The sequence below is a fragment of the Paenibacillus sp. FSL H8-0283 genome, from assembly GCF_045040675.1.
GTDB lineage: Bacteria > Bacillota > Bacilli > Paenibacillales > Paenibacillaceae > Paenibacillus > Paenibacillus amylolyticus.
Window position 1 is genome coordinate 5,426,011 of the sequence record NZ_CP150295.1, and the last position, 26,384, is coordinate 5,452,394.

At 46.9% G+C, this 26,384-nt stretch carries 21 protein-coding genes; 6 read left to right on the forward strand and 15 right to left on the reverse strand.

The window, feature by feature from the left end:
* Window positions 1-8 precede the first annotated feature (8 nt).
* The 3 genes from MHI52_RS23920 to MHI52_RS23930 form a co-directional block, all read right to left on the reverse strand.
* Window positions 9-545 carry a hypothetical protein gene (locus tag MHI52_RS23920; RefSeq protein ID WP_017686844.1) on the reverse strand — a complete coding sequence of 179 codons (537 nt, stop codon included), beginning with the start codon at window positions 543-545 and terminating at the stop codon, window positions 9-11.
* 280 nt (window positions 546-825) lie between these two features.
* Window positions 826-1,989 (reverse strand): iron-containing alcohol dehydrogenase, encoded by a 1,164-nt coding sequence (locus tag MHI52_RS23925; RefSeq protein WP_036616999.1) that lies wholly within the window; start codon window positions 1,987-1,989, stop codon window positions 826-828.
* Between the two features lie 92 nt (window positions 1,990-2,081).
* Window positions 2,082-2,654, reverse strand: a complete 573-nt coding sequence (locus MHI52_RS23930; protein WP_405157774.1) for an MSMEG_1061 family FMN-dependent PPOX-type flavoprotein — start codon at window positions 2,652-2,654, stop codon at window positions 2,082-2,084.
* 253 nt (window positions 2,655-2,907) lie between these two features.
* Here MHI52_RS23930 and MHI52_RS23935 point away from each other — a divergent pair, with 253 nt between their 5' ends.
* Window positions 2,908-4,932, forward strand: coding sequence for a leucine-rich repeat protein (locus MHI52_RS23935; protein WP_405157775.1), 2,025 nt, complete (start codon window positions 2,908-2,910; stop codon window positions 4,930-4,932).
* A 59-nt stretch (window positions 4,933-4,991) separates the two neighbouring features.
* Here the strand turns inward: MHI52_RS23935 and MHI52_RS23940 are convergent, their stop codons facing one another.
* The 3 genes from MHI52_RS23940 to MHI52_RS23950 are packed head-to-tail and all read right to left on the reverse strand — an operon-like array spanning window position 4,992 to window position 8,777.
* Complete coding sequence (locus MHI52_RS23940; protein ID WP_405157776.1) at window positions 4,992-6,590, reverse strand: UDP-glucose--hexose-1-phosphate uridylyltransferase; 1,599 nt, start codon at window positions 6,588-6,590, stop codon at window positions 4,992-4,994.
* Window positions 6,591-6,604: 14 nt separating this feature from the next.
* A complete protein-coding gene (gene galE, locus MHI52_RS23945; RefSeq protein WP_017686840.1) occupies window positions 6,605-7,594 on the reverse strand; it encodes a UDP-glucose 4-epimerase GalE in 990 nt (329 codons plus the stop codon).
* A 1-nt stretch (window position 7,595) separates the two neighbouring features.
* Complete coding sequence (locus MHI52_RS23950) at window positions 7,596-8,777, reverse strand: galactokinase (RefSeq protein WP_127551746.1); 1,182 nt, start codon at window positions 8,775-8,777, stop codon at window positions 7,596-7,598.
* Window positions 8,778-8,930: 153 nt separating this feature from the next.
* Between MHI52_RS23950 and MHI52_RS23955 the strand changes: the two genes are divergently transcribed.
* Window positions 8,931-9,905, forward strand: a complete 975-nt coding sequence (locus tag MHI52_RS23955; RefSeq protein ID WP_405157777.1) for an AraC family transcriptional regulator — start codon at window positions 8,931-8,933, stop codon at window positions 9,903-9,905.
* An 82-nt stretch (window positions 9,906-9,987) separates the two neighbouring features.
* Here the strand turns inward: MHI52_RS23955 and mgrA are convergent, their stop codons facing one another.
* The 6 genes from mgrA to MHI52_RS23985 all read right to left on the reverse strand — a co-directional run bounded on the left by mgrA (window position 9,988) and on the right by MHI52_RS23985 (window position 15,496).
* Complete coding sequence (gene mgrA, locus MHI52_RS23960) at window positions 9,988-10,995, reverse strand: L-glyceraldehyde 3-phosphate reductase (protein WP_036616991.1); 1,008 nt, start codon at window positions 10,993-10,995, stop codon at window positions 9,988-9,990.
* Window positions 10,996-11,073: 78 nt separating this feature from the next.
* The gene (locus MHI52_RS23965; RefSeq protein ID WP_405157778.1) at window positions 11,074-11,814 is read right to left on the reverse strand and encodes an NAD-dependent protein deacylase; all 741 of its coding nucleotides are present in this window, start codon (window positions 11,812-11,814) and stop codon (window positions 11,074-11,076) included.
* Between the two features lie 271 nt (window positions 11,815-12,085).
* On the reverse strand, window positions 12,086-12,853 hold the full coding sequence (locus tag MHI52_RS23970; RefSeq protein ID WP_405157779.1) for an HAD family hydrolase: 768 nt from the start codon (window positions 12,851-12,853) through the stop codon (window positions 12,086-12,088).
* Window positions 12,854-12,917: 64 nt separating this feature from the next.
* A complete protein-coding gene (locus tag MHI52_RS23975; RefSeq protein WP_405157780.1) occupies window positions 12,918-13,682 on the reverse strand; it encodes an alpha/beta fold hydrolase in 765 nt (254 codons plus the stop codon).
* Between the two features lie 94 nt (window positions 13,683-13,776).
* Window positions 13,777-14,442: a bifunctional 2-keto-4-hydroxyglutarate aldolase/2-keto-3-deoxy-6-phosphogluconate aldolase gene (locus MHI52_RS23980; protein WP_017686833.1), complete on the reverse strand. Its 666-nt coding sequence runs from the start codon at window positions 14,440-14,442 to the stop codon at window positions 13,777-13,779.
* An 88-nt stretch (window positions 14,443-14,530) separates the two neighbouring features.
* Complete coding sequence (locus MHI52_RS23985; protein ID WP_405157781.1) at window positions 14,531-15,496, reverse strand: sugar kinase; 966 nt, start codon at window positions 15,494-15,496, stop codon at window positions 14,531-14,533.
* Window positions 15,497-15,718: 222 nt separating this feature from the next.
* On the opposite strand from MHI52_RS23985, the gene MHI52_RS23990 reads away from it, so the two are divergent.
* The 3 genes from MHI52_RS23990 (at window position 15,719) to ilvD (ending at window position 19,127) form a co-directional block, all read left to right on the forward strand.
* Window positions 15,719-16,759 carry an acyltransferase family protein gene (locus tag MHI52_RS23990; protein WP_405157782.1) on the forward strand — a complete coding sequence of 347 codons (1,041 nt, stop codon included), beginning with the start codon at window positions 15,719-15,721 and terminating at the stop codon, window positions 16,757-16,759.
* A 122-nt stretch (window positions 16,760-16,881) separates the two neighbouring features.
* Window positions 16,882-17,133: a KGG domain-containing protein gene (locus MHI52_RS23995; RefSeq protein WP_405157783.1), complete on the forward strand. Its 252-nt coding sequence runs from the start codon at window positions 16,882-16,884 to the stop codon at window positions 17,131-17,133.
* A gap of 308 nt (window positions 17,134-17,441) precedes the next feature.
* Window positions 17,442-19,127 carry a dihydroxy-acid dehydratase gene (ilvD, locus tag MHI52_RS24000; RefSeq protein ID WP_036616973.1) on the forward strand — a complete coding sequence of 562 codons (1,686 nt, stop codon included), beginning with the start codon at window positions 17,442-17,444 and terminating at the stop codon, window positions 19,125-19,127.
* Window positions 19,128-19,212: 85 nt separating this feature from the next.
* Here the strand turns inward: ilvD and MHI52_RS24005 are convergent, their stop codons facing one another.
* Entirely contained in the window at window positions 19,213-20,616 is a 1,404-nt protein-coding gene (locus tag MHI52_RS24005) for a polysaccharide deacetylase family protein (RefSeq protein WP_339284007.1), read from the reverse strand.
* Between the two features lie 174 nt (window positions 20,617-20,790).
* Here MHI52_RS24005 and MHI52_RS24010 point away from each other — a divergent pair, with 174 nt between their 5' ends.
* Window positions 20,791-21,975 (forward strand): AI-2E family transporter, encoded by a 1,185-nt coding sequence (locus MHI52_RS24010; RefSeq protein ID WP_127551080.1) that lies wholly within the window; start codon window positions 20,791-20,793, stop codon window positions 21,973-21,975.
* On the opposite strand, the gene MHI52_RS24015 is transcribed toward MHI52_RS24010, so the two are convergent.
* Together MHI52_RS24015 and MHI52_RS24020 are read right to left on the reverse strand one after the other, a co-directional pair.
* Window positions 21,954-23,663: a peptidoglycan D,D-transpeptidase FtsI family protein gene (locus tag MHI52_RS24015; RefSeq protein WP_405157784.1), complete on the reverse strand. Its 1,710-nt coding sequence runs from the start codon at window positions 23,661-23,663 to the stop codon at window positions 21,954-21,956. The two genes, MHI52_RS24010 and MHI52_RS24015, sit on opposite strands and share 22 nt — an antisense overlap.
* A 224-nt stretch (window positions 23,664-23,887) precedes the next feature.
* Window positions 23,888-26,176, reverse strand: coding sequence for a methyl-accepting chemotaxis protein (locus MHI52_RS24020; protein ID WP_405157785.1), 2,289 nt, complete (start codon window positions 26,174-26,176; stop codon window positions 23,888-23,890).
* Between the last annotated feature and the right edge of the window lie 208 nt (window positions 26,177-26,384).

Genomic DNA, 26,384 nt, shown 5'->3' on the forward strand with positions numbered 1-26,384 from the left:
AGAATACTTTATAAATCTTTAAGAACATTTTCATCCCATTCCGACACACGCAGTACACCATCTACAACATCGACCACAACTACACGTGCTCCCGCCGCAATGGGGAGGTGTTCAAAGCTGGATGCCGTTTGAATCGTACTGCCGGAAGCAAAACGAATCATCACTTCGCCAAAACCTTTTTCCGGCACCGGAATGGTAATTTCCCCAATTTTCCCAGATAACTCTTTCATTGAAAATGCAATCGAGACATCGCTGTTACGCATCGGTTTGATATATGCGAAGAATACCAGCATGGCTGCAGCAATACCTATAAGCAGGGATAATATTAGACCCGACATCGCACTTAATGAACTATAACGTGTCAGCATAATGCCTGCCCCACCGAAGGTTGTAATGGAACCAGCTAACACAACAGGTTTGAAAAAATCAAGACCTGGCATTTCGAAGGCTCCGTCCAGCAAGCCGTCAATCAAGTCACCCAGTACAAGGCTGACAACCGCAAATATTGCTCCTCCGATTAGACAACCCCAATAAATTGTCTCCATCCCCTGTTCCTCCTCTCTCTGCCGCAAATTCATCCTAACTGGGCATTCCACATGTAAATAAATACGTAGCTAACATCAAAATGTTTCAAAATCTTTCCTCAAATGTATTCTGAACCCGATAATGGGTATTATCACGACATTCTGTTCTTCTTGCTTCATGTTCCTCCATCATTCACGTGTACAGCCCGAATACATGAAAAAACCGCAAGGCCCCCATGAAGGAGACTTGCGGTTTATTGGACAACAGGATGTGTCCGTTCACTTGTCAGTGATTATAGAATTACAGAGAAGCCGTGTAGATGGATACAACATCTTCCCGTTGCAGTTTCTTGAAATTACCGAATGGGCCAAACAGCATCGCTTTGTCTGCCATTACGTCGATCTGGCTATCATCGATATCGTAATCAGCCAAACGGTTAGGTGCACCAATGGATGTCCAGAATTTGCTGAGCGCATCGATACCTTCTTCGGCAATCTGTCTGTCCGACTTGCCTTCAGGGTTCACTTCGAATACATTAATTGCCAGACGTTTGAATCGATCCACATTCACGTCCAGGTTATGTTTCATCCAGTGTGGGAACAAGATTGCAAGTCCACCGCCGTGTGGGATATCATACACTGCGGAAACCGCATGTTCAATATTATGTGTTGCCCAATCTCCTGCGAGACCCATATTCAGCACGCCATTCAGTGCCATTGTTCCGCAATACAGAATTGTTTCGCGCAGTTCAAAGTTCTCCAGGTCTTCAACCAGACGAGGCGCTGCTTCCATGACAGTACGCAGAATCGTCTCACAGAAGCCGAGTTGAACCGGTGTATTGGCATCCAGATGGAAGTAATGCTCCAATACGTGGGACATCATATCCACCATGCCGTATACCGTTTGGTCCAGCGGAACAGTGTATGTATTCACCGGATCCAGGATAGAGAATGCAGGGAATGAGTATGCGCTACCCCAACCCAGTTTTTCTTGTGTATCCTGATTCGTAATAACCGAACCGGAGTTCATTTCCGAACCAGTTGCCGCCATGGTCAATACGGTACCGAGTGGAAGAGCATCCTGTGCAACGGCTTTGCGCTGAGCAAAATCCCACATATCGCCATCATATTTGGCACCTACAGCGATAGCTTTGGAGCAGTCCAGTACACTACCGCCACCTACAGCGAGGATCAGGTCGATGTTATTTGTTTTACAGAGGTCTACCCCTTTATGCACCGTAGAAAGACGCGGGTTAGGTTCAACACCTGCCAGTTCAGTCACTTCTGCTCCAGCTTCCTTAAGCAAACCGATCACTTGATCGTACAGACCACTGCGTTTGATACTGCCGCCACCATATACAAGCAGAACCCGTTTACCGTATTTCGGCACTTCTGTCTTTAATGCTTCCAGTTGTCCTTTGCCGAAAATCAGCCGGGTTGGATTATAGAATTGGAAAGATCTCATATCTATTGTCGCCTCCAATGGAGTTTAGTATTTTTGTGCAACTCCAATTATAGTACCCTGTTTATAGAAAAACAAATCGATAGTCACTCACTTTATAACAACCCGTTAATCTCCAAATGAGCTCGAAACATCTCGCTAGATGAAGGCAAATTCTCAGCATCCACCCATGTTTCTGTGGCCCATAATCCAGCCTGTTTGAATGCCCGCGGACAATGGATAAAACACTCTTCCACATCTACAATGACAGCCGCACCTATGGTTTTACCACTCCAGCTCATACTGGCGATGAATTCCTCATCCTTAGTAATGGATGCTGTGCCATTAATACGTAGCACTTCATTCATACCCGGAATCAAAAAGAGCATACCAATACCAGGGTTCGACAACATGTTTAACAACGAGTCTATCCGCCGATTGCCTGGGCGTTCGGGATAAACGAGCCGATATGTATCATAGACTTTCACAAATCCTGCTCCATCACCCCGAGGTGACACATCACTTTTTCCATCACGATCGGAGGTGGAGAGGAAAAATAACGGTGACATGGATAGAAAGTTCTGAACATGTGAATCCACAAATGAAATTGCCTTGTTACGCACATGTTCATGCGGTTCACCCACCATGCCTTGCAGTTCCTCAGCATCTGTAATCAACGGAATATTCAATGCCTTCTTTTCCAATTATTCGTCCCCGTTTCTTCATTGAGTTATGTATTCAATGGCTTTCCACCATTATACATGCGGGAACTGACATCTTCCATTTCTGAGAACGAATATGAGTGCCGTCATTCAAATACCGCGCCCCCATGTCCCCTCGGGTCACCTATTGGAGATTCAGTATTGTTAATATCATCTAACAGTTGTACTGTAACCAAAAGAACTTCAAAATTCTTAATATAAATATAAGGAGGTTATTGGATTGAAAAAAGCAAGCATCTTCGTCTTTGCTCTGCTAATGTTCCTCGTACCCTGGGGACAGATGGTTATGTATGCTGAGCCGAATAAAGAAAAAGACTTCATAACGAGCGCTAATGCTCATGGAATCACAATAAACGACTATGTGGGCACTTCGAAAGATGTCATTATTCCCGAAACCATTGGCGGTCAACCAGTTACTTCTATTGGTGAAAAAGCATTTTACAGCGATCATTTGACTTCTGTAGTTATTCCGCATACCGTCTTCACTATTGGAGAAAGGGCATTTGAAATCAATCAACTGACTTCTATCGTCATTCCAGAGACTGTCACGACTATTGGAGACTTGGCATTTGCATACAACCGGCTGACCTCTGTCGTCATTCCGGACAGTGTATCCACGATTGGGAACTCCACATTCACTAACAACCAACTGGCCTCTGTCGTTATTCCCGAGACTGTTATGTCGATCGGAAATAGTGCATTTACAAACAATAAACTAACTACTGTCGTTATCCCAGAGAATGTCTCAACTATTGGATACTGGGCATTTGCATCTAACCAGCTTACTTCCATTGTTATTCCAAATCGTGTCTCTTCCATTGGACATGCTACATTTATGGACAATCAACTGACTTCTGTCGTCATTCCGGAGAGTGTCTCCTCTATCGGGGCGATGGCATTTGCGGACAATCGGTTGGCGACTGTCTTCATTCCAGCTAGTGTCTTGTCAATTGGTTTCTTAGCGTTTGATGGTAACTCATCCCTTATTATTACGGGTTTTGATCCTTCAGAGGCTCAAAACTTCACTAACTTTTATAGCATTCCCTTTCAAAAATTGAATATGGTTATCTCCTTCGACTCCAATGGAGGGACCCCGGTTGCGGTCACTCAAGCCACTTATGGGCAAACCATTGTACCTCCCACTCAGCCTACCAAGGACGAGTTTTTGTTTGAAGGCTGGTACATGGATTCGGTATACTCCCTTCCCTGGGATTTTGCCAGAGATACCGTGACTGGGGACATCACGCTGTACGCCAAGTGGACAAGTTCAGTGACAACTGCGTTTAAAGATACGATTAAGGACGATCCCATTTCCGCCTTGACCGTCTCTTTTGACTCTCAAGGCGGAAGCCCCGTTTCCTCTACTATTACTAGGAATAATCAAGCAATAGCGCCTCCCACTCAGCCCAGCAAGAGCGGGTTTTCATTTGATGGATGGTACATAGATTCGGCATTATCTCTTCCCTGGAATTTTGACCGAGATACTGTAAGTCGGGACATAACACTATATGCCAAATGGGTAAAGACTGATAGCTCTGAAAACCATGGTGGCAGTCCTTCTTTCTGGACCAGTAGCTCTATTACTGACGCATCATCCCAGGAACCCGATACAGGAACGGAACTTAAAACCGAACCTAAACTTAAAGTTGAACCTAAACCTAAAGAACCAACAACACCTTTGACCCCAGTTGTGTTCAGTGATATTTCAACCCATTGGGCACGCTTGATGATTGAAAGTATCGCTGCACGTGGTCTGATAACAGGATATCCCGATGCCACATTCAGGCCTAATCAGCCAATCTTGCGTAAACACATGGCTGGTATAATCAACGGAGCGTTTGAGCTACCAATAATCCGAAAGGCTACTCCCTTTGAAGATGTAGAGCCGACACATCCCTACTTTGATGCTATATCCCAACTACAAGAGGTTGGCCTTATTGATGGATTCCATATTTCAAACGGCTTAAATGATTTCTTCCATCCGGATGCGGTACTTACACGGGCCGAGGCAGCAAAAATTCTGGTGCTCGCACTGGACCTGCCGCTGATCCAAACGAGTTCTTTTGAGGATGTGCCCTCCTCCCACTGGGCTCACGACTACATAGCCACGCTGGCCGAGACTCGAATGGTTGTGGGATATCACGGACAGTTCAGGCCAGATGACTCCCTAACCCGAGCCGAGCTAGCTGCCCTGATCTATCGTTCAATTCCAACAGAACAAACGACTGGCTCACAACTCCGTTAAAAATCATATTCAAAAAAAACACCAGCCCTTGTAGGGCTGGTGTTCATCGTTCTACATGTCTATTCAGTGTATCCCATGCTGCTTACAAAACGACGGAAAGCCTGGCGTCCTGCTTCATCATATTTGTAGACCCCTGCATGTTCCAGAATCTCGGCGAATTTCAAGCCAACTTCCTGCTGTACAATGGCAACGGCTTGTTCTTTGTCCAGTTTAGGACCAAACCGTTCAATCAATTCTTCCGCCCAGCCCAGATGTTTGTTCAACACATGATCAGAAGCTTTGGCGGCTTCAGCAAGTTTAGCATCTCCAGCGAGGATATCCGCGATACTGTCCAGTTCTTCTTTCAAACGACCTGGCAGGATGGCAAGCCCCATCACTTCGATCAGACCAATGTTTTCTTTCTTCAGATGGTGCATTTCACGGTGCGGATGGAAAATGCCTTCTGGATGCACATCATTCGTGCGGTTGTTACGCAATACAAGATCCATCTCATACCCACCGTCTGCACTACGACGAACGATTGGTGTTACCGTATTGTGTGGTACTTGTTCCCCGTCTACTTCACTGAATGCTTCGATATCCACAGCAGAATCACTGTAGACCTTCCACGCTTCATATACGGCGTTGCCCGCTTCAAGCAGCTCTGCAGGATCGTGTGAAGCCAGACGCATTACGGACATTGGCCATTTCACGAGACTCAACGTAAGTCCAGGTGCATCCGCATGGCGGAAGACCGCCTCTGGCTGTGCATTTTGAATCGCGAATGTATGACGTCCACCCTGGAAATGGTCATGTGTCAGGATAGAACCGCCTACGATCGGCAGATCCGCGTTAGATCCGATAAAGTAATGCGGGTACTCCCCGACAAACGCAAGCAGTCTGCGCAGTGTATCCTTCGTCAGCTTCATCGGCACATGATCATGATGGAAAATGATGCAGTGCTCGTTGTAGTACACATACGGCGAGTATTGGAACAACCAAGGCTCGTTGTTAAGCTCTAGCGGAATAACTCTCAGATTCTGGCGAGCCGGGTGATTCACTCGACCGGCATAACCTACATTTTCACGACACAGCTGGCATTTTGGATATACCGGTGGCGGAAGCAATTTCGCCATGGCAATTTCCTTTGGACTTTTCTCCGGTTTTGACAGGTTGATGGTAATCTCCATGTATCCATAAGCCGTGTCCTGTGTCCAGTAGACGTTCTTCGAGATCCGATCCATACGGATGTAGTTGGAGTTAATCGACAAGTCATAGAATTGAGATGTGGCTGCCTCAATGCCTTCCGTCTGCTCCATGTGGCGGAATGCGCGTACCACTTCGGATGGGCGTGCCATCAAATGACCCATGATTTTGGCATCCAGCAAATCACGGAATGTATCGCTATTTTCAGGAATGAGTCCAATGGAAAATCCATAATCAATCAACGTATCCAGCATAGCCTGTGGGCCATCGGGCACAGTCGTGTCCAACTCACCGGCATAAGGCTCTGAGAATCCGAATTGTTCCAGCAAGAGGTTGCGGCTATAATCCCAATCCGCTTCCTCGATTAATTGTTTCTGCAAGGCAAATGCAACCAGACGTTCAATGGCATGCAGTGCTTCCTGCTGCTCCGGTGTCCGCTCTGTGGCACCTGCTGCAATATGAGTCTGTGACATAAGGTGTTCGCCTCCTAGTTTTTTCCGTAGCCGTCAGGACGTGATTGGTGCCAGCTCCAAGCGCTTTGAATAACATCTTCCAGATTGGTCCATTTTGGATTCCAGCCCAGGACAGATCTCGCTTTTGCAGATGAAGCTACCAGCACAGCCGGGTCACCTGCACGACGTGGCTCCTGTACAACCGGGATATCGAGGCCAGTTACTTTTTTAGCTGTTTCGATCACTTGTTTCACCGAGAATCCTGTACCATTACCCAGGTTGAACACATTGCTGTTCTCACCTTTGCGAAGATAATCTACTGCACGCAGATGTGCATCAGCCAAGTCGCTCACGTGGATATAGTCACGGATACATGTCCCATCTTCTGTTGCATAGTCGTCACCAAACACGGCGATGTGCGGGCGTTGTTTCAATGCTGTTTGCAGTACCAGTGGAATCAAGTGACTCTCTGGTTGGTGATCTTCACCAATTTTACCGCTGTCATGTGCACCGGCCGCATTGAAGTAACGCAGGGAAACGTATTTGATATCCTGAACTTTATCAAACCATGACATCATGCGTTCCATCATCAACTTTGTTTCGCCGTATACGTTGGTTGGTTCTGTACGATCGCTCTCTTCGATTGGCACTTTCTCAGGCTCACCGTAGGTAGCTGCTGTAGAGGAGAAGACGATGCGGCGTACGTTCGCTGCATTCATCGCTTCCAATAGACAGAGTGTACCAAACACGTTGTTGTCATAATATTTAACCGGGTCTTTCATACTCTCGCCTACGAGTGAGTTGGCTGCAAAGTGAATGACTGCATCGATTGAATTCTCAGCGAACAGCTTCGCCAGAATTTCTTTGTCACGCAGATCCCCTTCATACAACTTACCGCCGAGCAACGCTTCACGATGCCCTGTCTGCAAGTTATCCAGTACAACAACCTCTTCTCCACGTTCCAACAATGCTGCTACCGTATGAGATCCAATATACCCTGCTCCACCTGTCACCAAAATTGCCATTTTACTTCGCCTCCTTCAATTCTTTAACACCGTCGCCTACACCGCATACATAGAAATCACCTTTGAGACGGGTACGCGCTTCATATGCAGCGCCCACTTCACTTACAAAACGCTCGACATCATCTTCATGCACAAGTGATACGGTACAACCGCCAAATCCTGCGCCAGTCATCCGGGCACCAAGCGTGCCTGGAATCCGCTGAGCTTCTTCAACCATAACATCCAGCTCATCACAGCTTACTTCGTACAAGTCACGAAGCGATTCATGAGAAGCGTTCATCAGCTTGCCGAAGGTTTCCAGATCGTTACCCTGCAATGCTTCGACCGAAGCGAGCACACGCGCGTTCTCTTCCACAACATGTTGTGCACGCTGTCTTACTTTCTCATCCTTGATCTGATCCTGTAGCGTTACGAACTGCTCTGGCGTCAATTGAGCCAGATAATTCAGTGCAGGCAGCTGTTCCTTCAAGATGGCAAGTGCCTGCTCGCATTGGGAGCGACGTTCATTGTAAGCCGAATCCACCAGACCGCGGCGTTTGTTTGTGTTACCGATGACCAATTTGTAGGAGCCTGTACGGAAAGGAACCTTTTCGTATTCCAGTGTGTCACACATCAGCAGGATCGCGTGATCCTGAGCACCGTTTGCGACAGCGAACTGATCCATGATTCCACAGTTGACGCCTACGAACTCATTTTCCGCTTTCTGGGACAAAAGCGCCAGTTGAACCGTGTCAATATCCGATACACCCTCCAGAGACTGAATCGCAAATCCGGTAAGTACCTCCAGTGATGCAGACGATGAAAGTCCTGCCCCGTTCGGAATCTCCCCGTGGTACAGGAAGTCATACCCTTTTGTTACATTCACGCCCTTGCCTTGCAGTTCAACCATGACACCAACAGGATAGTCGGTCCATTCTCCGGATTTTTCCTTACCGATGGAGGAAGTGTCTAGTCCCCCTTCATAAGACATGTTCGTGGAAGCCAGTTGCAACTTGTTGTCCTCACGCTCACGAATGATCAATGTTGTTCCGAATTCAAGTGCTGCCGGAAGCACGTATCCACCGTTATAGTCAATGTGCTCACCGATCAGATTCACACGCCCAGGGGCATGAAATACACGGATGTCCGCTCCACTCTCTCCATACTTCTCAATAAACTTTTGTTTCAATTCAGTTACGTTCACTGCTGGTGCACCTCGCCTCGTTGTTGTGGTTTTCTTAATGTTATTATATAAGAAAGCGGTGCCTCTTGTAATGCAACCATGTGTGTTTCATATGGATAAATGTGACCTTAAGGCGTATAATGATCGGAGCATCCCGGAAAGAAGGAAACGACCATGTCAGATCAATCCAACCCCAAGAAAGAATCCCTTGCATCTTCTAACGAAAAAATACAGGAATCACCTTCCGGTAAAAGCGGAGCACTCAGTTATTCGGTTGCCTCCAATCCGGTCTATTATGAACAAGGCGCACTGCATGTCCTGTTTGCCGGAGCAAGCCAGACCCTTCCGGGTCACGCCCTCGGTCCTAAATTGTTTGATTATTATCTGCTGCATTATGTAGAAAAAGGGGCGGGTACGTTCCGTACCGAACTGCACACCTACGAGTTATCCGCAGGTGATTGTTTCCTCATTCATCCCGGGCAACTGGTAAGTTACCAGTCTCACGCCCGCAACCCATGGCAATATCGCTGGATTGCCTTCACAGGCAGCCAGGCGGGCCAACATACCGAGGAAGCCGGGTTCCGCCCGGAGAAGTCCGTTTTTCATGCTGGACCATCCTGTGGGATATCCGATTGGCTATCCGTGATGCAGGATGCTTTTGCCGAGCGCAAAGAAAGCTCCCATTTCACATCACTGGGTACGTTATATATGATTCTAGCCGAAGCACAGAATCACCTTTCGCAGGGTCAAACCTTAATTCCCGGTGAATCCTCCATCCGACGTACGGTGAAACAGATGATTCAATATATGTCTACCCAGTATGCCTATCCTGTCTCCATTGAACAAATGTCTGCGAGTCTCGGTTACAACCGTGCGTATCTATCCCGTATTTTCAAACAGGAAACTGGTCTTTCCCCAGTCACTTATCTGCTAAAACTGCGGATCGATAAGTCGCGCCAACTCCTGAGAGGACGCCCGGATCTGTCCATCGAACAGGTATCTGCCTCAGTGGGACTGCCAGACGCGCTGTATTTCTCCAAACAGTTCAAACGATTTCACGGTGAAGCGCCTAGCTTGTATCGAGAGAAAATACTGTCCCGCCCACTACATCAGGGGTTACATCAGAATGCTCAACAAAACAAACGTTGAGCAACATAACGGACGGAACCACGTACGACAAAAAAAAGGTGCATTCCGCCATTATGGCTAAGATGCACCTTTTACACTTTATTTATTTGTCATCAGGCTCTGGAGACAGGATGGATTCAATCCGTTCCAACTCCTCTGTAGAGAAATCCAGTTGACTGAGCGCAGCCACATTCTCTTCAATCTGGGAAGGACGACTTGCGCCAATCAGCGCGGAAGTTACCCTGCCATTACGCAGCACCCATGAGAGTGAAAATTGGGCCAAACTCTGACCACGGGCTGCTGCAATCTGGTTCAGCGCACGCACTTTGCGGAGCGTCTCTGGAGAGATGTTGTTTTCATTCAGGAATACCGACGGCCCTTTGGCACGTGAGTCTTCCGGGATACCATTCAAGTATTTGTTCGTGAGCACACCTTGTGCCAATGGACAGAATGCAATACTGCCTGTTCCATACTCATCCAGCACGTCCTGCAAACCATCTTCAATCCAGCGGTCCAGCAGCGAGTATTTCGGTTGATGGATTAACAGAGGCGTACCCAGACCTTTCAGAATTTCGGCAGCCTGTCTTGTCTGCTCTGCGGGATAGTTGGATATCCCCACATAAAGGGCTTTGCCCGAGCGAACAATATGATCCAGTGCCATCATCGTTTCTTCCAAAGGTGTTTCGGGATCATAACGATGTGAATAGAAAATATCTACATAATCCAGGCCCATACGCTTCAAGCTCTGATTCAGACTGGATACCAGATTTTTGCGTGAACCCCACTCGCCATACGGTCCGGGCCACATATAATACCCTGCTTTGGTGGAGATCACCAGTTCATCACGATAAGGTTTCAGATCCTGGGCCAGTACCTGTCCAAATAACTGCTCTGCCGAACCTGCCGGTGGGCCATAGTTGTTGGCAAGATCAAAATGTGTAATACCCAGATCAAATGATCGGGTAATCATATTACGACCATTCTCAGCGTTATTGATACCGCCAAAATTATGCCACAGCCCCAGTGAAATCGCTGGCAGTTTCAAACCTGAACGTCCAACGCGGTTATATTTCATCGTTTCATAGCGAGTATCGCTTGCTACGTAGACCATTATGAATCCCTTCTTTCCCCAGGTTCCGCCTCTTGTATCCGGTCTATACCGGAGAATGCGGTTATTCAGTACATACGTTCAACCAAGAAGCTGGTCCACAATATTCATTACCTCGCCAATCGGCTCTGTAATCAGCAAATCAGCCCTGCGGTCGTAAGCGGTAGGTGTAGCGTTGAGCAGAACGGTATGTTTTCCCTGAAAATACGTAATTAACTGGGCCGCCGGATATACCGTCAGTGACGTGCCTCCCACGAGTAACAGATCTGCAGAAGACAGTGCATCAATGGAACGATACAATGTCGTCTGATCCAGCTCCTCTTCGTACAGCACCACATCCGGTTTGATCACACCACCACATGTGGTACAGCGAGGCACGGTATCTTGGGACTGTATAATATCATTCAGCGTATAAAACTGCTTGCAATCCATGCAGGCATTACGATGAATTGAACCGTGAAGCTCAAAAACATTGCTGCTGCCTGCCTTCTGATGTAGTCCGTCGATATTTTGCGTGATCACTGCCTGAAGTTTTCCCGCCTGCTCCAGACGGGCCAATAGTCGATGACACCCATTCGGTTCCGCATCTGGATGAAGCATTTTTCCACGATAAAAATCATAAAAAATATCAGCATGTTGATCAAAAAAATGCCGGCTTAATAACTCTTCCGGTGGATAAGGCGAATGCTGCTCCGTCTGATACAGACCCGCAGCCGAGCGGAAGTCGGGAATCCCGCTTTCCGTTGAAGTCCCTGCCCCTCCGAAAAAAACAATCCGGGAGCTCTCCTGAATCCAGGCAGCCAGTTGTTCTGTTGCGTTCATCCTCTCTCCTCCTTTTATTTACTATATAAATTGAACTAAAGAATATTTACACTGACCACTCCGATGACAGAACAACCTTCCGATCGCTGTTATCCCCAGATTTTTTTGATTCCTTTCCTAAGGGGAAAATCCGAGGATAGCATATGCTTCCGATGTAGCTTTCTTTTAGAAAGCTTTTAGGCGAACGCTCCGTTTCTTCAGGTTATTTCTGTCCTCTCCATTTCGTGTAAATGTTAGTTCAATTTATATAGTCCAATCAGGTCAGGGTGACTTATATAATCACACTTATCTCATTATAATGACGAATACTGGCATGGGCATCAACCAGGTGAGATCCTTGATCTAACTGCGGACCGTAACCGAGCGTATAGGATACCTCTGCGTGCCGCCCCATCTGCATATCCCCATTGCTGTCTCCAATTACAACTGCCTCCGCAGGATCGATATGTAATTCACGGCAAGCCAAGAGTGCTGCTTCTCCATCCGGTTTGCCTTGGGTCACCCGATCACAGCCCACAATGGAGGTGAAAAAGGAACGTATCCCCATCCAACCCAGATGTGTTTCTGCTGCCGCTGTACTGTCTGAAGTGACGACTGCCAGAGGTATGTCTGCTGCCCTGCAACTTTGTAAGAAAGCAAGTAATCCTGGCATCGGTTCAGCCGATTTGCGCTCTCTTACCGATCTCATGGCTACACTTGAAAATTGGCGTATCGTTGTGATTGCTTCATTCCATGGAATGCCTGCTGCATATAGTTGCCCGGCAAGCAATCCCGTGCACTCATCCACAGTCGCAATGGCCAGCGGGCCTTGCGGATCATAGCCGACAATGTGACCTTCTGCATTATGAATGGTGCCTAAGACGTGCTCCCGTTCAACCGTAAATGAAGCTCCAAGCTCATTCATACGTGCTTGTAACTGACTCAGCAACGTCTCTGCCCACGGCCCCCATAGCTGAAGGAATTCCAGCAGTGTTCCATCTTTATCGAACAGGATCCCTTTACATGGGATCTGCACTCCATTCACTTGAAGCATGGTCATCCATATCACCTCCATTAAGTTATGCTATAAATGCATTCAACCCTTAATGCAGAATAATCAAAACCTACTTCATGGTACTTAACCAAGCGAGTACAGTCTTGACCGTCTGATTCAGCTGTTCTTCCCCGCTCACTTCCGGCTCGCCATCTCCTTTTTGATGACCATAATCACCAAACTGGGCGTGGTTACCACCTTCAATGGTGTAATATACCGTGTCTTCTGGAAGATACATCCGTCCACTCTGATACTTCGTAGCATTCACGACTTCATCTTTAGTACCCAGAATAGATAAAGCAGGTATTCCAAGTGACTTTACGCTTCCTTTTTCATCCGGGTAAGATGCCAAGAAGAAGATCCCGTGAAGTGCATCAGGATGTGCGGCTACATAACGTGCAGCCATCGACCCGCCGAGAGAGTGTCCACCCATAACAAATTGTTCGTCCGGATATGCGGCCAGAATCTCATCTGCCAAGTTTGGCTTAAGCACTGCCAGATTAACTGGCATCTTGGCAATAATCGTGTGATGACCCGCAGCAGTCAGCTCATGCGCAAGTGGTGCATAACTTTCCGGTTTTACCAGTCCACCAGGGTAGAAAAGCACACTTTTCCCCGTCGGTTTATCTGGCACAAAATCAATCCAGTTCTCTTGTTCACTCACCGTCACCGGATTGGCTGTTTCCATAGCCGTTTGGGCAGTTTCCTGTGGACCGTATGGTGTGAATAATTTCCACGCAACAAATCCACATCCAATGACAATGAGCGCCAGAAGTACGAGCAGGAATTTCCCGATGCCCCTCTTCTTGCGCCCTGTATTATACCGATTTCTCAACGTTAATCACCTTTCTTCACTTCCGCAGGTGCCGCGGCTCACAGAATTGGGAGCCTTCGATCATCAGGCTCCCTTTCTCCGAATTGAAAAAATATTATTCAGCCTTGGCCTTGCGGTAAGCATCCATATATTGTTCCGCTTTGCGACGGACATGACTCAGGTCACCCGTCTTCACAGCTTCCGATGTCAAGTCGGAGCCGATCCCTACAGCCACTGCTCCACCCTTGATCCAATCTCCCAGATTAGACAAGGATACCCCGCCAGTTGGCATAAAATTCGCCTGCGGCATAGGGCCCTTCATCGTTTTGATAATCGAAGGATCATACAGATTACCCGGGAACAACTTCACAATGTCCACACCGAGTTCCAATGCGCGTTGAACATCAGCAATCGTCATCACACCCGGCAGAATCGGAATTCGATACAGGTTGCAGATCTGAACCGTATCCGGGTTCAGGGAAGGTCCGACTACAAACTCGGCACCAGACATGATAGCCGCTCTTGCCGTTTGCGGTTCAAGCACCGTTCCCGCACCAATAATCGCGAATTTCTCTGGATCTTGTGTGTTCCAATGGTATACACGGCTTAATTTTTCAATGGCTTTGAGTGCACTGGGTACTGTCATCGTAATCTCGATAACTTTAATGCCACCCGCAATCGCTTGCTCGGCCATGGCAATGACTTGATCCGCAGAATCTGCACGCAGAACTGCAACAACCCCATTGTCCGTAATCTTTTGCAACAGCTGAAGCTTCTTCATTTCATTCTCTCCCTTGTCAATGTGGTGGTTGTGTATACAAGCCTTACATTTAAGAACGAAGATGAGCCATATATGATTTCAGCAGCGACTAACGCTCAACATGGGCAACGTTGTTCAGCTTGGCCTCGACCTGCCCCCACGTCGGGAGCGCCTCCCAATCGCCAACAGCCTGTATAACCATGGAACCGGTCAAATTGCCGAGACGGGTTGCTTCCTGCGGGGAGTATCCTTTTAATAAACCCGATAAAAATCCCGCACAGAATCCGTCTCCTGCTCCTACCGTATCCAGAACATTATCCGCCTTAAAGTACGGAACTTCAGTTAGGGTACCATTCGCCAATACGTAGGTCAAATCAGGGCCACCCTTCACGATGCACACAGCATTCATGGCAGATAAACGCTCAAGTACTTTTTGATCATTTTCTTCGTTATATAGAAGTTTCATCTCGTCCAGACCCGGTAAAAAGTAGTCCGCCAGTTCAGCTAAACGCAGTATAACCGGACGGGCCTCATCCGCAGACCATAGTTTGAGACGCAAATTTGGATCAAAGCTTACTTTCACACCTGCCTGTTTGGCAATATGTATGGCAGCCTCTACCGTAGCAAGTCCGGACGGGCTTATCGCTGCCGTTATACCCGTAACGTGCAATATCTTCGCCCCGGCAATATAATCAGGATCCAGATCATCAGGTGTGATCGCACTTGCAGCAGATAGCTTCCTATAATAATGCACCGAGGCTTTCCCGGAAGCGTTCTCACGAATCATCAAACCAGTTGGCTCGTGATCACTCAACCTTACCCGGGATACATCTACGCCTTCACCGCGAATGGCTTTCAGAATCATCCTGCCGATCGGATCATTGCCCAAGCGTCCAAACCAACCACTGGTATGCCCCAGGCGGGATACGCCAATAGCCAGATTGCTCTCAGCACCCCCGAAAGACTTGTCCAGTGTGGTTGCATATTCCAGCCCTCTTGTATCCTTGGCAGTCAGCAAACCCATACTCTCCCCAAACGTAATAATTTCCGGGCTTGGATAGGGACTCGTTGACATGATTTCTTCCCTCCTTATAGTTACATTCCCTCATCTTCTTTTTCTATTGTCATCCTCTATGCAACCGTTGTCAATCCCGTTGCGTTCATTTTGTTGTCACAGCTTTGATAAAAGATAACGCTTACTAATGTGAATTAAATCACAATGGATAATAAACATCCATATTACCCTTATTACAGATGCAAATGACCTTGCAAACAGGGTCTATAAGGGGGCTACACCATGAAAAATCAGACACTGATCCGGAATGATCAGGAATCTTTCTTTTACAATCTGCGCTTTATGCTTATCGTCTGTGTCCTTGCTGGTAATGCACTTGAACCACTCATCACACGTTTTGCAGGAGCGGAAGCTCTGTTCCTGTGGATATATACGTTTCACATGCCACTCTTTGTATGGGTAACCGGGTATTTTGCGACACACTCACTCCAGGGTGAATCTGGGCGAAATGTCCTGAAGCAGATTGCACTACAGTATGTACTGTTTCAGTCCTTATACGCATTGATGGACTTTACCGTATTCCACACACCCCATATGCGGCTATCCTTCTTTGCACCTTACTTGCTGTTATGGTTTCTGGCGAGTCATTTCTGTTGGCGACTGTTGCTTCGTCTGACGATTTCCTGGAAACCGATATATCGGCTGATTGGATCGATTGCGCTTGGTATAATTGCCGGGTATTTGCCCATCGACGGGTTCTGGCTCAGCTTCAGCCGTACGTTTGTATTTCTGCCGTTTTTTGTCATCGGTTATGACTATGGAGCAACCATCCGTTCACGTTTATTATCCGGTTGGGGGCGAAAAACCGCAGCCATCCTCTCTGCAGCACTGTTGGTATGGATTGGGTATGGGGGGTTAAATATTTCATCCGGATGGTTACTCGGCAGCATGACGTACGCCGAACTGGGTCACCACGAATGGTATGCCGGTATCTTCCGGGTGGGTGTCTACTTGCTGGAAATCGCATCGGCAGCACTGTTCTTGGCTTGGGTACCTTCCTTGACTTCCAGACTGACGGACCTTGGACGACGCACACTCTATGTGTTCCTGCTGCATGGGTTTCTCGTTCGTCTCGCGATCTGGTCCGGAGTCTACAGTTATATGGGAAGCTCGGCGTATATTCCAGTCATACTGGTCATTGCCGTACTCTTTGCAGTCACACTGGCTCTGCCGGCTGTACGTCACACGTTCAAACCCGTAATTGAACCGGATATATCCCGCTTTTCTTTCAATCGACATGAGGTGTTTAAACGGTCGGCCTAATGCTCTGACGGATCTCTTCACCATCGATTCTATCCTAGTGAATTGTTTCAGGCTGGAAATAAGGTGGTAAATTAGGGATACGCGCTACAAAAACAACTTATCGTTGTAAGGAGTGATTTGTAATGGCACGTCAACCGACGTCAGAACACAAGATGAGCCGTGAGGAAGCTGGCAGATTAGGTGGCAAAGCGACTTCCAAGAACCATGATCGAAGCTTCTACCAGATGATTGGAAAAAAAGGTGGAGAAGCGACTTCAGATGCCCATGATACTGACTTTTACAAGCAGATTGGTCGCAAGGGCGGCGAAGCAACCTCCGAAACTCATAATAAGGATTTTTATCGTGAGATTGGACGCAAAGGTGGAAGCAACTAATGAATTCCGCTTGCCACATCGAAACATGATCATAGCTTTCCCGTAAATCAAGAAGTCTAATTCCATGAAAATGGTTTGAGGCTTCTTTCTATTGATTGTAGAAATATGACGACGGTTGTGATAGACTCAATAGAAAAACCGGGTGTTCACGGGTTTAAAGCAGCAAAGAATTTCACAAACTACGGGGAGCTCGACACCGGCATGCCGGTCCTTTTTTTTAGAGTACGGATGAAATTAAACGACAGATGCACTGCCATTTACTTTTCCATTCATGTTGCTCAATATTATATATTTGGGGGGAATACACCATGTCAGCCAAGAAGATGCGTTCCGATATGATCAAAAAAGGTTTTGACCGTGCACCACACCGGAGTTTGCTCCGCGCAGCGGGCGTTAAAGAAGAGGATTTCGGCAAGCCGTTTATTGCCGTATGTAACTCATACATCGATATCGTGCCCGGCCACGTCCACCTTCAGGAATTCGGTAAAATTGTAAAGGATGCTATTCGTGAAGCCGGTGGCGTTCCATTCGAATTCAACACCATCGGAGTAGATGATGGTATTGCCATGGGACACATTGGTATGCGTTACTCGCTGCCAAGCCGTGACATTATCGCGGATTCCGTGGAAACCGTTGTATCTGCACACTGGTTCGACGGCATGGTATGTATCCCGAACTGTGACAAAATTACACCAGGCATGATGATGGGTGCGCTTCGCGTAAACATCCCTACCCTGTTCGTAAGTGGTGGACCAATGAAAGCTGGTCGTGACAGCAATGGTAAAGCTCTTTCCCTGACTTCCGTATTTGAAGGTGTAGGTGCTTACCAAGCAGGTAAAATCGATGATAAGAGCTTGCTTGAACTTGAACAGTTCGGCTGTCCAACATGTGGATCATGTTCCGGTATGTTTACGGCAAACTCCATGAACTGTCTGGCAGAAGCGATGGGACTGGCTATGCCAGGTAACGGAACCATCCTTGCCGTTGCTCCTGAGCGTCGTGAGTTTGTTAAACAATCCGCTACCCAATTGATGGAACTCATCAAAATGGACTTGAAACCACGTGATATCGTAACTGTAGAAGCGATCGATAATGCGTTTGCACTAGATATGGCGATGGGTGGATCTACGAATACAGTACTGCACACGCTGGCACTGGCTCATGAAGCAGGTATCGAGTATCCAATCGAACGTATTAATGAAGTAGCGAACCGCGTTCCGCATCTGGCGAAACTTGCACCTGCTTCCGATCTTCACATCGAAGACGTTCACAATGCAGGCGGCGTAAGCGCAGTGCTGAACGAATTACTCAAGAAACCAGGCGCAATTCATGGAGACTGCATTACGGTAACAGGTAAAACGATCCGTGAGAACGTTGAAGGAAAAGAAATTCAGGATACAAATGTCATTCATCACCTGGATAACCCGCATTCCGAAAAAGGCGGCCTGGCTGTATTGTTTGGTAACCTTGCACCACAAGGCGCTATCATCAAAGTTGGTGCAGTTGATGCTTCGGTTGGCGGATACCACAAAGGTCCTGCCATCTGCTTTGACTCCCAGGAGCAAGCGCTAGAAGGTATTGCTAACGGCAAAGTAAAAGAAGGACATGTTGTTGTTATCCGTTATGAAGGACCAAAAGGCGGACCAGGTATGCCTGAGATGCTGGCTCCTACTTCCCAGATCGTAGGTATGGGATTGGGTGCCAAAGTTGGTCTGATCACCGATGGACGCTTCTCTGGAGCATCCCGCGGAATCAGTATCGGACATATCTCTCCGGAAGCAGCTGAGGGTGGTCCAATCGCCTTTGTTGAAGAAGGAGACATCATCGAGCTGGATCTGAACAACCGTATCATCGAATTGCACATCAGTGACGAAGAGTTTGAACGTCGTCGCGCAGGTTGGAAAGGCTTTGAACCAAAAGTAAAAACTGGTTACCTGGCTCGTTATTCCAAACTGGTTACGAACGCAAGCAACGGTGGCGTACTGAGTATCTAATTCACTAATAAATAAAGGGTTGCTCTTCTGCCAAATCTGGCGAAGGGCAACCCTTTTCTTTTGCTGGTTGGTGTGATCAGTCCGTTTAGTTCCGCTCTGGCAGTATCTCTTGTTCAATTAACAACGATTCATCTCTGGATTCTTCTACCGTTGCTGCTACCTGCATCGTATGTTGACCGTAACGTTCCAATAATAGATCCAGCGGCATGGCAATCATCTTGGGTACCAGTTGTTCAGTACGCTGTTTCAAACGTTTGGTTCCTGCCGGGTGGATTACACTTAACAGCAACTTCAAGTATACTTTGGATGCAGCACTGAACGGTCCAGGAGGCAATTCTTGTATGGTAAATCCGAATTTTTCTGGGCCTCTGTTAATCATACTCACACCGTATATCGCCTTGGCAGAGCGTAACTCAGGTTCGAGTGCCACCATGCGTGCCAAATCCGGCAATTGCTGTTCCATCGTCCGAATCATGCGAATAGCCAAATGCATACTGGAACGTGACGTCACTCCAAGTTCAAACAATTTCTGATTGTCAAAATGTAGTTCTATTACCGGATCTCCATTTTGAATGACATGGCCATCATTCATCTCCACCCGTGCTCCGTGATATACACGTGATCTGAAGTGCAGCATTGGGTCCTCTGGCGAAGCCGTCCGTAAATGATATACCCAGTGGAACAACTTCTCCCAGCCCAGCCATAAGGCAACAACGATTCGTTTCCATAGCTTCAGTGGTGTCTGTAATTGCGTTTTGTTCTGAGATTCGCTCACTATGATACCTCCCATCAACGTATCAACGCGTACGCTTTGCAGGCCTAGCCGTTCAGCTTCCTGTAATACGACTTCCAGCGCCTGAAGCATCTGCTCCGGCGCGTGTGCATCAGCACCAAGGGTCGTTCCTCGATCATGCAGTAGCATGACCTCTCCGCCTCTCAGTTCCTTCAGCATCCGTTCAGTCAATCTCTGGGCACCTACTCGGCTTCTCCAATCTTCAAACATGGAAGACCACAGTACAATCTTTCGTTCTTTCTTGCTGAAAAAATCAAACAAATTCATAATCCCCCACGGTGGACGATAATAACAAGTCTTCACGCCGGTTACTTTATGAATAATCTGACCTGTTCGCTGAATCTGATCGCGAACGGTACGTGGCCGCATGAGCCAGTTCGTCTTGTGAATATAATTATGAATGCCAATAAGATGACCTTCCTCATGTATGCGCTGTATGAGTTCAGGATGACTCGCTGCATGTTCTCCAACGACAAAAAATGTGGCTTTTGCTTGATGCTGACGAAGCAGATCGAGCAGTCTTGGCGTATAATGTGGATCTGGCCCATCGTCAAACGTTAATGCAAATTGTGTATCACTTCTTCCCCGTCGAAATACACGAAAACCAAAAAGCCTGCTGATCAAACTTGGAATAAAGGCGTAAAAAGATGAAAGATACAATAACCACAGTAAAATACTATGAAGTATCGTTGTCATGTTGCGAGCTCCCCACTTCTCCTGCTGAATTACGGTGCACTATGGCACTATCTAAAATAAACCGCCTTTAATTTTATCATAGTTCAGACTTTTCTTGAATCCTGTTTTCCCAAAAAGATAGCTATCGTGTACAATAAATACAATCTAATTATTGCCATCAAAGGAGCCATGTCCATGCTACCGCTTTACAAAAAATACGGGCGAACTGTCTTTGACATCGCATTGCTCGTATTAACCGTGTATGTGATCATGTACGGTTTCAGTCAATTATACCATGTGGCTGCACCGGTCTTTCTATCATTCATTGTGTATTGGATGATTGAACCGCTGGCCAAATTTTTACATCGCAAAGGATTGCCCAAGACACTTGGAGCCGCCATCTCCGTCTTGTTGTTTCTTGCATTAATTGTCGCTGCCTTTTTTGGGGTAGGCTTGATTATCATTTCACAAATTTCCAATCTTCAAGATAATTTCCCCGTATACATTGAAATGATACAACGTGAATTCACCAATCTGGTGTTATTCATTCAGGACAAGTCAGACGCTCTCCCTGATGGAGTTATGGAAAAAGCGAATGATTATTTTGCAACACTGACCGGGTTCCTGTCCAAATGGGTAACTAGCGGAGCGCAATTCGTCGTAGGTTTCCTCAGTTCATTCTCTTCGTTTATTACGAACTTCGGAATTGCGATTATTCTGGCATTTTTCCTCAGTATCGAGATTGAGTCCTGGCGCAAGTTCGCCCGTGCGAAAACGCCCAAAACATTAAAGTTAGCTATTGAATTCATGCGTAATCACGTGTTCAAAACAATCCGCTCGTATCTGAAGGCACAGATGATCATGATGCTCATTACATTTGTATTGATTTATGCAGGTTTGTTGATTTTGGGAACCTCTAACGCCTTTACCATTGCAGCAGTCTGTGCGGTTTTTGATCTGGTACCCTTGCTTGGCGTTCCTGTTGTATTTATTCCATGGATCGTCTACTTATTCATTATTGGCAATAGTAGCCTGGCGATTGGCCTGATTGTGATTCTGGCAGTGACGATGCTGACACGGCAATTGCTGGAACCGAAAATATCAGGTAACTCGATTGGTGTATCTTCGGCGTACTTGATGCTTTCGTTTATGCTGATCTCCCTTTCGATCTTTGGCCTGGCTGGTGTAGTGTTATCTCCAGTGCTTCTGATCCTTCTGAAAGAACTGTTACAACAAGGATACCTGCAAAAGTGGATTCACCTGCCAAAAGATGAATTTGAGTCTTCTCCATTAGTCATGGACCCACCCGTTAACAATTCTACCGAGTCTACTGTACAACGTCCCATTCCTGCGAAGGATCATGAGGACTCCGCCAAATAGTCCATCACCTTCCTGAAGAGAGCTGTCGCCTGATGATGGCTGTCTGGAGAGACATTTTGGACAAGAACAGCTACAGCATATTGGGGTTGTTCTACCGGTCCATAACCAATGAACCATTGATTGTTGCGCTTCTCTCCATGTTTCTGTACTTGAGCTGTACCTGACTTCCCTGCAACATGCCACCGCGCACGCTGCAGGGATTTTCCTGTTCCCTCACGAACTACCTTATTCATCCAGGATAACAGTTTATGCGCTGTTGCGGGAGCAATCTGTCCTGATGCTGAAGGTGAATCATGCAAGGGCATTTCCAGCATGGTGCCACCATCCGCATATCGGATGCGCTTAACGAGACGTGGGGCACTAACCTTTCCATCATGTAACAGTGTAACGATCAGATTGGCAGCTTGCAGCGGTGTGACCAAGACATCTCGCTGACCAATTGCTGTCTGTATTTTTGCACCTTCATCAGCAGAAGAAACAGCCTCTGTTCTCACACGCCCGTGATCCTCATGATCAAAGTGTCGTAACACAGGCATTCCTGCCATCTGCTTCCCTTCCCAGCCAATCGGACGCGCGAGTCCCAGACGATCAGCCGTGTTCTCCAGTTGTTCCATACTCAGCCTGCGCGCCGTTTCTGCGAATACGATGTTGCAAGACTCAGCGAATCCTTGCTCCAGATTCAAGTCTCCATGACCATGCTCCTTCCAGCAAGACAACCCATATCTTCCGTACTCACCACCACAATGGAATTCTTCTCCGTTAGAAACCGCATGATACTCCAAAGCAGCAGCCGCAGTGACAATTTTGAAAATGGAACCCGGTACGGCTCCCTGTACTGCACGATTCCCCCAGGCCGATTCTTTAGGGTCCACATGTTGTGGCTGATAGAAAGGACGGGAGATCATGGCGCGAACATCTGCGTTAGCGGCATCTAACACAACAATGGCCCCTTCTTGTAATCCAGATTCTTGCGTCAACTCCTCCAACCCACGCTGTAACTCAGCATCCACAGTGGTTTCCACACGTAAAGGATAATGGCTATTGGCTGGTGCAATGACGTGCGGCTGAATACCAGGGATAATCTCCCCACCACCCGAGACCATGCGTGATACAAGCGTAGGGCCAATTCCCCTTAACAGCGGTTCAAGTGTCCTTTCCAGTCCAGCTGCCCCTGATTTCATGGCAAATGGCTGTTTTATTTCATCCTGATGCCCTGTTAGAACTTTGGAGGACTCAGGATGTTCAGCCAGATAACCCATCCACTGCATTCCTGTATGCCCCTGAAGGTACCTTGTCATCATCGGATAGATGCCAGCTCCTTGCAGGTGCAAACTGCGTAGACGCTCCACCTGAGCAACGTTCAAATGAACAGGCTGATGTGTACCTGCTGTCCAGAAATGAGGTATACTTTCCTGATTCCATTCCTTCTTCAATTGATCCGGATCGGTATGTAATATAGCTGCCAACTGTACCATCTCGGAGCCTTCTAATGCCCCATCCTTGCGTAATGTCTGTAATGGACTTGCCTGTGGAAAAAGAACCAGTCCCCATTGCAGCTTACCGGTCAATGCCTCACCCTTGTAATCTGTAAATTGCCCCCGCCCCGGGTCAAGCATCACCCCGCGTTCACGCTGCAATACAGACATTTCACGTACCGTTCGGTGAAATCCAGGCATCGTCTGATTCACCTGAACGATCTGAACCCATCCCAATCGTAATATAAGCAATCCAAAGACAAGAGTTAGAAGAATACAAGTTATATAGATTCGCCGTTTCGCAAGGAGATGCATCCCAATCTCACCTTTTGTCGTTTTGACATATTATTGCTGATATGACTTGGAATTATCCGGTAAACAAAAAGAAAACCTGTCCCATGTGCGGGACAGGTTCTCCTCATTTCAACCTTGGCTTGTTACACCGTAAAGCGTGACAAGGTTTCTTTCAGTTCAGTGGACACATTCTCCAGTTTGCCAGACAGATTGACCAGCTGGTTACTGATATTTTGCTGTTCACTGCTCAAGGAAGCTACTTCTTGGGACGTTGCAGAAGATTCTTCAGCTACAGCGCTGACATTGCTCATGGCTTCAGACAACGTACCTTGAGATTTGTTCAAATCTCCAATAGAACCTGTCACCATGCCCAGACGTTCCACAAATGCACCCATCTGTTCCTGTACGGAAGCAAAGATGACGTTGGTATCTTTAACCGCATCCATCTGTTCCTTGAATAACGGATAAGCTGCCGACAAAGCATCAACGGTCTCATTCATTTCAGTCATGATTTTGTCTGTAATCTCTCCAACCATCTCAATGGATTGTCTGGATTGAGCCGCGAGCTGACGAACCTCATCAGCCACCACCATGAATCCGCGTCCGGCTGCACCGGCACGTGCTGCTTCAATGGTTGCATTCAGGGAAAGGATATTTGTCTGTTTCGTTATGTTTTGCAGCACTTCAAGCACTTTCAGAACAGAAGACGTACTCTCTTTCAGCGAATCAACCTTATTCACCAGTGCACCAATCATTTCTTCTGTCTTCTGGGTTTTGGTCATCAACTGATTCAGATGTTGTGTTCCTGTCTGACTGGACTTCTCTACATGACGAGCAGAATCACCCATCTGTTCATTAGCAGCGATTACACTCTGCATCTGACGAGAGATATTGTCAGTTAATTCATTGCCACGTTCCGCTTCGGTTGCCAAACTGCCTGCACCGCCTGCGATCTCTTCTGTAGCTACGGCAATCTCCGAAGCAGACACAGCCGTTTTCTTGGATGCACTGCTCAGCTCAGAGGCCGTATCCAATACTTCCTGCGCAGAACGATTGGTTTGTTCAACCAGCTTAGTGATCTGCTCCATCATCAGATTGAAGGCGGTCGAGAGCTGACCAATTTCATCCTGAGAGCTATATGGTGTACGAACTTTAAGATTACCTTTCGCACCTTCCTGCATCAGGTCTTTCAATTTGCCGAGTGGACGAGCGATCATACGCACCATCCAGATCCCGATCAATACTGCAATCCCCGCATCAATCAGCGCCATCCACAGGGTCAGAGTCAGAATGCCTTTTGCGTCCTGAACCAAAACAGAGGTAGGTATCATACCAACCAGTTTCCAATTGGATGTATCCATCGTACTGTATACAGCCAGCATTTCCGTAGATTTGCCATCTACCGTATACTCCGTATTCGTACTACCTGCTGGTTCGGTCAACTCTTTGACAAATGCGAGCTCTGTATCTTGTCCTGTACGATCCGAGATGGAGGATGCAACCACTTTATTATCTGGAGCAATTAGTTGAAGAATAGCTCCTGGCCCCAGATCAAGCGATTTCAATTGTTCCTCCAAAACTTCCAGTTTCAGTTCAATAACCAGAACATACGACTGAGTAGTCCCCTGCAAGTTTTTCATGGAACGTGCAATTTTAAACGTTGGCGTTGAGCCACCTTCTTTGACCTCTGTTGGAAGCCAGCGATAACCGCCCGCTTCAATTAACTCACTGTACCATGCTTCCTGGCGAATGCTGCCCATGGATGAACTGTTGCTGCCGGTACCCATAATGGACTTTGTATCGTCCGTAGGTACCAAATAAATCGCTTCCATAGATTTATTTGTAAACGCAACATTGGACAGTTGCTTGTTGATTGAACTTGAGTTCACGAATGTATCATACGCAGTCAAATTCGTATCTGACATTTTTTGTAGCAAGGACTGCATTTCCGGATCAAAGAAAATCTGTGTGGATGTATCGACAAACCTCTCCAAAATGATGTCCATTTTTTGTTTGGTCTGATCAATGGTCTCCTGATTGGCACGCGAGGCATTTTTCTCTATCGTACCTTTGGCCTTCGAATAGGATAATAGACCTAAACTTACTACAAAAATCATAATTCCCGCAAAAAAGATCAAGAACAGTTTAACCCCTACGGATTTAACCGGATTTGCCTTCTTAATCTGTTGGAAAGAGGAACCTCCAATGTTTTTCCAATCCCGGTTTTTAAATTGTTTCTTCACCCAATCAGTCTTGATCCAGCCCAGCTTGAGCTTGCTGCGGTCAATCTTAAACAATTTTTTGCCACTACCTGTTGTTTTGCTTTTGACTACTTTTTCTTTCTTCACTTTCTGAACCTTCTCAGGATTAACCTGCTCGGCTTTTGTCACTTGCTCCCCACTGTCTTCCTGCTTCTTTTGAACCAATCCCATTCACCTGCCAGTAATTTACTTGTTAGATTTTTCTTTCTCTCCCCTATAAATATGTAGTATTCGACAGCTTTCTTCGTTCCCCTTTCACTTCCCAGAAATATTTTACAACTTTATTCCTATTTTTCTATAAAAAAAAGACCCCCATCTGCCGATAAACGGAGGTCCCCATGTAAATTTCATAACACTATTTTGTTAAATCATAATACAA

What these genes read in the sequence shown, in the direction of transcription:
- MHI52_RS23920 (WP_017686844.1), bottom strand. Translation starts at nt 545, where the DNA reads ATGGAGACAATTTATTGGGGTTGTCTAATCGGAGGAGCAATATTTGCG.
- MHI52_RS23925 (WP_036616999.1), bottom strand. Translation starts at nt 1,989, where the DNA reads ATGAGATCTTTCCAATTCTATAATCCAACCCGGCTGATTTTCGGCAAA.
- MHI52_RS23940 (WP_405157776.1), bottom strand. Translation starts at nt 6,590, where the DNA reads ATGTCACAGACTCATATTGCAGCAGGTGCCACAGAGCGGACACCGGAG.
- galE (WP_017686840.1), bottom strand. Translation starts at nt 7,594, where the DNA reads ATGGCAATTTTGGTGACAGGTGGAGCAGGGTATATTGGATCTCATACG.
- MHI52_RS23955 (WP_405157777.1), top strand. Translation starts at nt 8,931, where the DNA reads ATGTCAGATCAATCCAACCCCAAGAAAGAATCCCTTGCATCTTCTAAC.
- mgrA (WP_036616991.1), bottom strand. Translation starts at nt 10,995, where the DNA reads ATGGTCTACGTAGCAAGCGATACTCGCTATGAAACGATGAAATATAAC.
- MHI52_RS23965 (WP_405157778.1), bottom strand. Translation starts at nt 11,814, where the DNA reads ATGAACGCAACAGAACAACTGGCTGCCTGGATTCAGGAGAGCTCCCGG.
- MHI52_RS23970 (WP_405157779.1), bottom strand. Translation starts at nt 12,853, where the DNA reads ATGACCATGCTTCAAGTGAATGGAGTGCAGATCCCATGTAAAGGGATC.
- MHI52_RS23980 (WP_017686833.1), bottom strand. Translation starts at nt 14,442, where the DNA reads ATGAAGAAGCTTCAGCTGTTGCAAAAGATTACGGACAATGGGGTTGTT.
- MHI52_RS23985 (WP_405157781.1), bottom strand. Translation starts at nt 15,496, where the DNA reads ATGTCAACGAGTCCCTATCCAAGCCCGGAAATTATTACGTTTGGGGAG.
- MHI52_RS23990 (WP_405157782.1), top strand. Translation starts at nt 15,719, where the DNA reads ATGAAAAATCAGACACTGATCCGGAATGATCAGGAATCTTTCTTTTAC.
- MHI52_RS23995 (WP_405157783.1), top strand. Translation starts at nt 16,882, where the DNA reads ATGGCACGTCAACCGACGTCAGAACACAAGATGAGCCGTGAGGAAGCT.
- ilvD (WP_036616973.1), top strand. Translation starts at nt 17,442, where the DNA reads ATGTCAGCCAAGAAGATGCGTTCCGATATGATCAAAAAAGGTTTTGAC.
- MHI52_RS24005 (WP_339284007.1), bottom strand. Translation starts at nt 20,616, where the DNA reads ATGACAACGATACTTCATAGTATTTTACTGTGGTTATTGTATCTTTCA.
- MHI52_RS24010 (WP_127551080.1), top strand. Translation starts at nt 20,791, where the DNA reads ATGCTACCGCTTTACAAAAAATACGGGCGAACTGTCTTTGACATCGCA.
- MHI52_RS24020 (WP_405157785.1), bottom strand. Translation starts at nt 26,176, where the DNA reads ATGGGATTGGTTCAAAAGAAGCAGGAAGACAGTGGGGAGCAAGTGACA.